Origin of the sequence: Sphingomonas sp. (assembly GCF_048594985.1) — a bacterium.
GTDB lineage: Bacteria > Pseudomonadota > Alphaproteobacteria > Sphingomonadales > Sphingomonadaceae > Sphingomonas_I.
The window spans coordinates 1-5504 of record NZ_JBMDXG010000270.1 but is presented as its reverse complement, the minus strand read 5'-3'; the positions used below and the strand labels follow the sequence as shown (position 1 = coordinate 5504).

7 protein-coding genes and 1 pseudogene are annotated in these 5504 nt (G+C 67.2%); 1 reads left to right on the top strand and 7 read right to left on the bottom strand.

Annotated features, from left to right (window positions below; all coding sequences use genetic code 11):
• Positions 1 to 139: 139 nt before the first annotated feature.
• Positions 140 to 688, bottom strand: a complete 549-nt coding sequence (locus ACOJSF_RS11010) for a phage tail protein I (protein ID WP_420142244.1) — start codon at positions 686 to 688, stop codon at positions 140 to 142.
• On the bottom strand, positions 685 to 1575 hold the full coding sequence (locus ACOJSF_RS11005) for a baseplate assembly protein (RefSeq protein ID WP_420142243.1): 891 nt from the start codon (positions 1573 to 1575) through the stop codon (positions 685 to 687). The genes ACOJSF_RS11010 and ACOJSF_RS11005 overlap by 4 nt, the downstream gene beginning before the upstream one ends.
• A 1173-nt stretch (positions 1576 to 2748) precedes the next feature.
• Between ACOJSF_RS11005 and ACOJSF_RS11000 the strand changes: the two genes are divergently transcribed.
• The gene (locus tag ACOJSF_RS11000) at positions 2749 to 3162 is read left to right on the top strand and encodes a DUF6968 family protein (RefSeq protein ID WP_420142242.1); all 414 of its coding nucleotides are present in this window, start codon (positions 2749 to 2751) and stop codon (positions 3160 to 3162) included.
• 280 nt (positions 3163 to 3442) lie between these two features.
• Here the strand turns inward: ACOJSF_RS11000 and ACOJSF_RS10995 are convergent.
• The 5 genes and pseudogenes from ACOJSF_RS10995 to ACOJSF_RS10975 all read right to left on the bottom strand — a co-directional run.
• Positions 3443 to 3578, bottom strand: a pseudogene (locus ACOJSF_RS10995) (IS5/IS1182 family transposase); the annotation flags it as partial.
• A 235-nt stretch (positions 3579 to 3813) separates the two neighbouring features.
• Positions 3814 to 4494 carry a phage virion morphogenesis protein gene (locus tag ACOJSF_RS10990; protein ID WP_420142241.1) on the bottom strand — a complete coding sequence of 227 codons (681 nt, stop codon included), beginning with the start codon at positions 4492 to 4494 and terminating at the stop codon, positions 3814 to 3816.
• Complete coding sequence (locus ACOJSF_RS10985; RefSeq protein ID WP_420142245.1) at positions 4491 to 4979, bottom strand: phage tail protein; 489 nt, start codon at positions 4977 to 4979, stop codon at positions 4491 to 4493. The genes ACOJSF_RS10990 and ACOJSF_RS10985 overlap by 4 nt, the downstream gene beginning before the upstream one ends.
• Entirely contained in the window at positions 4979 to 5290 is a 312-nt protein-coding gene (locus tag ACOJSF_RS10980) for a hypothetical protein (protein ID WP_420142240.1), read from the bottom strand. Before ACOJSF_RS10980 ends, ACOJSF_RS10985 begins: the two co-directional genes overlap by 1 nt.
• Positions 5205 to 5504 (bottom strand): hypothetical protein (locus ACOJSF_RS10975; RefSeq protein ID WP_420142239.1); only part of this gene is annotated, 300 nt, incomplete at its 5' end. The genes ACOJSF_RS10980 and ACOJSF_RS10975, both read right to left, overlap by 86 nt.

The window sequence follows — 5504 nt, the reverse complement described above, 5'->3', positions numbered from 1 at the left end:
GCCGGCCGAGGCGACGACCGCGTTGGGCGACACGCCGACGCGCGCGACGCGGACGGGCAGCGTGCCGTCGTGGGCCGCGTTGACGAGCGCGGCGCGGCCGGCGTCGGTGACGGTGATCTGCAGGCTCATGTACGGGCTTTCATGCGGCGGGGGCGGCGAGCTGGAGGCGGGCGTAGGTCGCGGCGCGCGCGGCGCCGGTGACGCCGATCGCGCCGCCGGCGGCGATCGCCTGCGTGAAGCTGAAGTGCGATCGGGCGGGCTTGGTGAGCGCGATCTCGGCGATGACGTTGGCGAGGTAGGCGGCGCTGGGTGGCGCGCCGTTCTGGTTGGCGAGGCTCAGTACCAGGTCGAACGTGTGCGGCGCGCCCTGCGGCACGGTCTGCCACCATTCGCGCATCGCGATCGCGCCGCCGAAGGCGCTGACGACGTCGCGCACGGCCGAGACGGTCCCCTTGCGGCGCTGGACAGAGATCGCCTGGGCGACGCGCGCGCGCTTGACGACGTCGGGCCAAGTCGGCTCCCAATTGTCGATCGAGACGGTCCAGGCGAGCCAGGGCAGGAGCGGCGCGGGGCACGTCGCGGGGTTCCACAGATCGGGAAGGCGGACGGGCACGTCGCCGATGCGCGCGGTCGCCTGCTCGCGCGCGCGCTCGAGCGCGGAGGAATTGGGGGGCAGGAGGCTCGTCATTCGGCGGTGCCGCCGCTGGTAAGCGTGACGCCGGTACACCAGGCGGCCTGGTGGTCGGCGATGACGAGGTCGGCCGCCGGCGAGACTAGCGTGACGTTTTGCACGCCCTCGACATGCAGCGCGGCGAACAGGCCCGACCGCGTGATGTCGCGGCCGAGGCGGTGGCTTTCGGCGAGATAGTCGGCCAGCCGGGCCTGCGCGGTCGCGGTGACGATCGCGGCGTCAGGCCCGGGGAAGAAGGTAAGGGTCGCGGTGACGGCGAAGGGGACGATCGCCGCGCCCTGGACGATCACCTCGTCCGTGATCGGGCGGCGCGTATCGGCCGAGCAATAAGCCGCGACCGCATCGACCAAAGCGGGCGGCGCGGTGCCGTCGCCGGTGCGCGACAGGACGGTAACGACGACGCGGCCGGGCGTCGGGCTGGCGACGCTGGCGTCCAGCACGTCGGCGTCGGCCGACAGAGCGTGGAAGATGTAGGCGCCGACCGGACCGGCGACCGAATAGCCCTCGGGCGCGAGGACCAGGCGGCGGCGCAGATCGGCGTCGCTTTCATAGGTCGGCGCGAGCCCATGCTGCGGATCGCCGGCGTCGATCAGGAATCGGGCGACGCCGAACAGAGCGGCGAGATTGTCGAGATCCGCGCCCGTGGCATAGGCGACCATGAGGGAACGGGCGGCGTCGTTGATGCGCGCGCGGATCAGCAGCTCGCTATAGGCCGCCACCTGGAGGATCTTGACGGCCGGATCGCTTTCGACCGTGGCGTCGAAATCGGGGAGCAACGCGAGCAGCCGGGCGCGCATGTCCGCATAGATCGTATCGAAGTCGAGTTCTTCGACGATCGCGGGCGCGGGCAGGCGCGACAGGTCGACGGCGGTATAGGCGGCCATGCCCCCACATCGCCGGGGAGCGCCGATCGACGCGACGGGGCGGCGGTGTAGAGTGCGTCTCTACAATGCGGGCCTAGCAGGATGGCAGACCGCAGATTTTAAGCCGTCCGGCAGCTTCCGCCCCAATAGCAGACGTTCACTTAGCTGCGATATTTCGATGCAGCAGCGGGGGACACCCTGTAGCCGTCCTTCGTCCGTATTAGGTCGCGGGGGAGCGGAATGGCCCCATTCGGCATTATCGGTAGAGGCAGTGTAGCGGGCCACCGTCGCTGGATCTGCCGCATGAGTTCAACCCGGAAATGCGAAAACTGCTGCGGCGCGCTTCCTTTTTCGAATGAGAGCCAAACTCGACCAACGTGCTCGGCTCCGTCCATCCCCGAAGCCACAACTTCGTCGTCGTTTACTCCGCGCCAGACCGTGACATTCACTGTTATCGGGGAGATGCTATTGGATCGCTTGATCTCCGAAGGGCTGGCGGCATCCGCGTGAAAGCCATGCGCGGCGGCGCTCCGCCGCAGCACCGCTAGGAAATCATCGCGGTCTAGCTGTGTCGGAAGGGGGACATCTACGGCAGCGACAGCAGGCTCTGGCTGAGGCGCCGCGGTACATCCGCAGCAAAGCGCGAGCAGTGCGATGGTGATCCTCCGCATAAGGTATCTGTCGGACGACGGCAGCGGCCCGTCAACAGCCGCCATTCACCATTTCCGGTCGTTAGCGATCGCCAACATGGGCACCAAAAGCAGCCTGTCCGCCAACGCCCATTTGCAGACATTGAGCCAATGGCTAATCTGCCCCGATGGACGAAGGATATCAGTCCGGTGGCACGCCGGGAGGTCCGTGGGGCTGCGGCTTTGCTCTGCTTATCGGTCTGCCCCTGCTTGGCTTCGCTCTGCTCGTAAGCGCCCTAGGAGATTGCGCGCCCGACACGCCATGCAATCACAATCTCAACTGGCTCCTAATCGTCGGTGCACTCGGCACAGCAGCGATAGTCGGGTTCGCTAGTCGCGCGGTCATCAATGCCGTCGCCCGTCGTCGCAGGAGCGGCAGCTAACCACCAATAGCGGTCGTTGGCGACAGCCAGAGCCGACGCCAAAAGCAGCCTGACTGCTTACGCCCCATTTTCGGTCGGTTAAGGTAGAGACCACCCAACCAAAAGCGGTCATTTGTTGAGCGATGCCAGGCCGTGAACTCATGAACGTTGCCGCTCTCTTGGCCGTATGTCAGACCTGCCTGCAGCAAGGAGGGCTGATGATCGAGACGCCATTCGTGGAACGCCGGTTCAAGCTGGATGGCAGTGAGTTGATTGTCCGCTTTTTCACGCCCTCAAAGGCGTCCGGAGGCGAGTTTCAGTGTCGTTATGTCATTGGATGGCCGGAACGAGAGGTTCGCCGGTACGCGTGCGGCGAAGATGGTATCCAAGCACTCATGCTGGCCATGCGGACAGTGCATTCCGACCTCATCGAGAGCGATGCTTACAAGGCTGGACGTCTTACTTGGTGTGATCAGGCCGATCTCGACCTTCCGCCCACTTGGGGCGTTGGGCCGCTATATGACCCGCCCCCACAGCCTCGGCCAGCCCAGCGATAAACACGAACACCATGCGCGGCCTCGACACATATCCGGCTTGGGTCAGCGTGGCCCTTGGCCTCGCCTGCCTATGCGCGGCGGTAGCGGCAAATGCCTTCGATCACAGGATGCTTGGCTTCACCCTTCTCGTCTGCGGTGTTGGCCTCGTCATTCCAAGACGAAGGGTCCCGCCGCGCGGTTAGTGCGACGGCAGCTTCCCACCCAATCCCAGCGGTTCGGCATCGCCGTTGAAAGCTGCCCGTTCACGGCCTAGGCCGTAGACTCATAAGCACGGAGCGACAGGCGCACCGGATCGCGGTACCCAAATATCCCGTTCAGTACGCGCGGCCGTGGACTTGCGGAACGCCCCTCGGCTTGTGGGACAGCAGTGGTTCGATCATGCGACACGCGGCATCGGCCAGGTCATATCGGCTTATGCTGATTATGAATCAGGTTCCGCTCCGACAAGGAAGCCAAGATACGATGGACACTATAAAACCCTGGATGTCTTGGACGCTATTCGTATGTGCCGCTGCTCTGATCGCATTCTTCAGCGGAGAGCAGTGGAGTACCCGAATTATCGTGTTTCTGATCGTGGCAGTTCCGATTGTCATCTGGGCAATGCGTCATATGAAAAAGGCGTAGGAACCTTCGCGTTAACAGGTTCACGGCCTAATTTGTCAGATCGGCGGTGGCCTGCTGCACGAGCAGCTCGAGCATGCGATCGCGCTCGGGGGGCGACAGACCGATGAGCTGCCGGCGGAGATAACGAACGGTCTTTGCGCGCGCGGTCGGGCGGTCCTCGAGGCCGAGCTGGTGGACGCGGGCGATCTCGGCGGCGCGGCCGGCGAAGCCGATCCATGCCTCGTCGGCGTCCGCGCCCTTGCGGAGGAAGCGCCGTCCGCGCAGCTTGCCGAACATCGGCCGCGTGCGGGTGCGCGCGCGCTGCGGCCGGCCGGCCGACTTGTTCTGCTCGCCCGGCGCCAGCGGCAGGAACTTCTCGACCCGGTCCCAGAAGAAGCTGCGGATCGCGCCGGCCTCCTGATCGTAGCCGGTGAAGATCGGGCCCTGGCGCACCCAGGAGCGGAGGAAGGCGACGCGCGGCTCGGCCGCGCCCTTGGGGTAGAGGAAGCGCAGCGCGAACGCGCCCGCCGAGGTCGGCACCTTCTTGCGGCGGGGCGCGAAGGCGGCGCCGTCGGGCTCGCGCTGCGCGGCGATGCGGGCGCGCTGCTGCTCCTCGATATGCGCCGCCATGACGCGGAGGAGCTGGCGGCGCTGGGCGGCGGTCCAGCGGCGGGCGACCTCGCTGGCTACGCCCTCGAGATCCGCGACGTCGTCGAGCTCGGCGCTCACGCGTCGCCGGCGAGCAGATCGCCGGCGTCGATCGCGCCGCGATAGATCTGGCGCAACAGGATCTCTGCGCCGCCGAAGGTATCGGACAGATCGGGCGCGGGCAGCGGCTCGGCGGTGAAGCCGCCGCCGTCCTTCGGCAGCACGCGGACATTCTCGCGCAGATCGACGTCGATCGAGACGGCGGTCGTATCGGCATCGAGCGGGGAGGCCTCGAAACGGATGCCGGGCTCGGTGCGGTGCGCGGCGAGCAGATCGGGCTGGTGGCGGATGATCCAGGCGAGCAGGGGAACGACGATCGCGTCCAGATCGCCCGTGTAGCGCGCGAAGTCGATCGAGACAGTGTAGCGATATTCGAACGACAGGTTGGCGGACAGTCCGCCGGTATGCACGCCGCCTACGTCGAGCCACAGATCCATGCGACCGGGATCGTCGGCCAGCCCCGGCACGGTTTGGGTGAGCCAGGCCTTCAGGCTGTCGGCCTTCATCACGGGCAGGGCACCCCGGTTTCCCAGGCGATCAGGCGCGCGAGCTGGGTGGCCAAGGTGGCGCGATCGATGGCGAGGCGGATCGCGGCCAGGCGCACGTCGACGGGGATGGTCGCGGATGCCGTCTCGGGAAATCCCGCCGGCGCGGCCGGGCAGGCGAGCAGATCGGCCGGGGCACCGACGCGCGGGTCGACGGCGATCGCGGCGGGCGCGGCCGGACGCGGCCTATCGCGGAGCGCGCAGCCCTGCAGCGCGATTGAGAGCAGCGAACCAATCGCCGCCGACATGATCGTCCGTACCGATGCGCGCATTCGCCGCCTCCATGCTTTCCGATGCGGCCCGGCGCTCCCGCGCCGCGAGATCCGCGATGTTGCGATCGGCGACGCCCTTGCGCCGCCCTTCGGCCAGGCCGGCGGCCAGCGCCGCGTTGCTGGCGGCGAGCGTGTCGCGTTCGAACGCGGCCAGCGCATCGATGCGGCCGAAGCATTCCGCCGGCGTGCGCGCGGCGGCGCCGGCGGCGATGCA

Coding starts and splice junctions, on each gene's coding strand:
- ACOJSF_RS10980 (WP_420142240.1), bottom strand. CDS start 5,290: ATGCGCGCATCGGTACGGACGATCATGTCGGCGGCGATTGGTTCGCTG.
- ACOJSF_RS11000 (WP_420142242.1), top strand. CDS start 2,749: ATGCCAGGCCGTGAACTCATGAACGTTGCCGCTCTCTTGGCCGTATGT.
- ACOJSF_RS11010 (WP_420142244.1), bottom strand. CDS start 688: ATGACGAGCCTCCTGCCCCCCAATTCCTCCGCGCTCGAGCGCGCGCGC.
- ACOJSF_RS10985 (WP_420142245.1), bottom strand. CDS start 4,979: ATGAAGGCCGACAGCCTGAAGGCCTGGCTCACCCAAACCGTGCCGGGG.
- ACOJSF_RS11005 (WP_420142243.1), bottom strand. CDS start 1,575: ATGGCCGCCTATACCGCCGTCGACCTGTCGCGCCTGCCCGCGCCCGCG.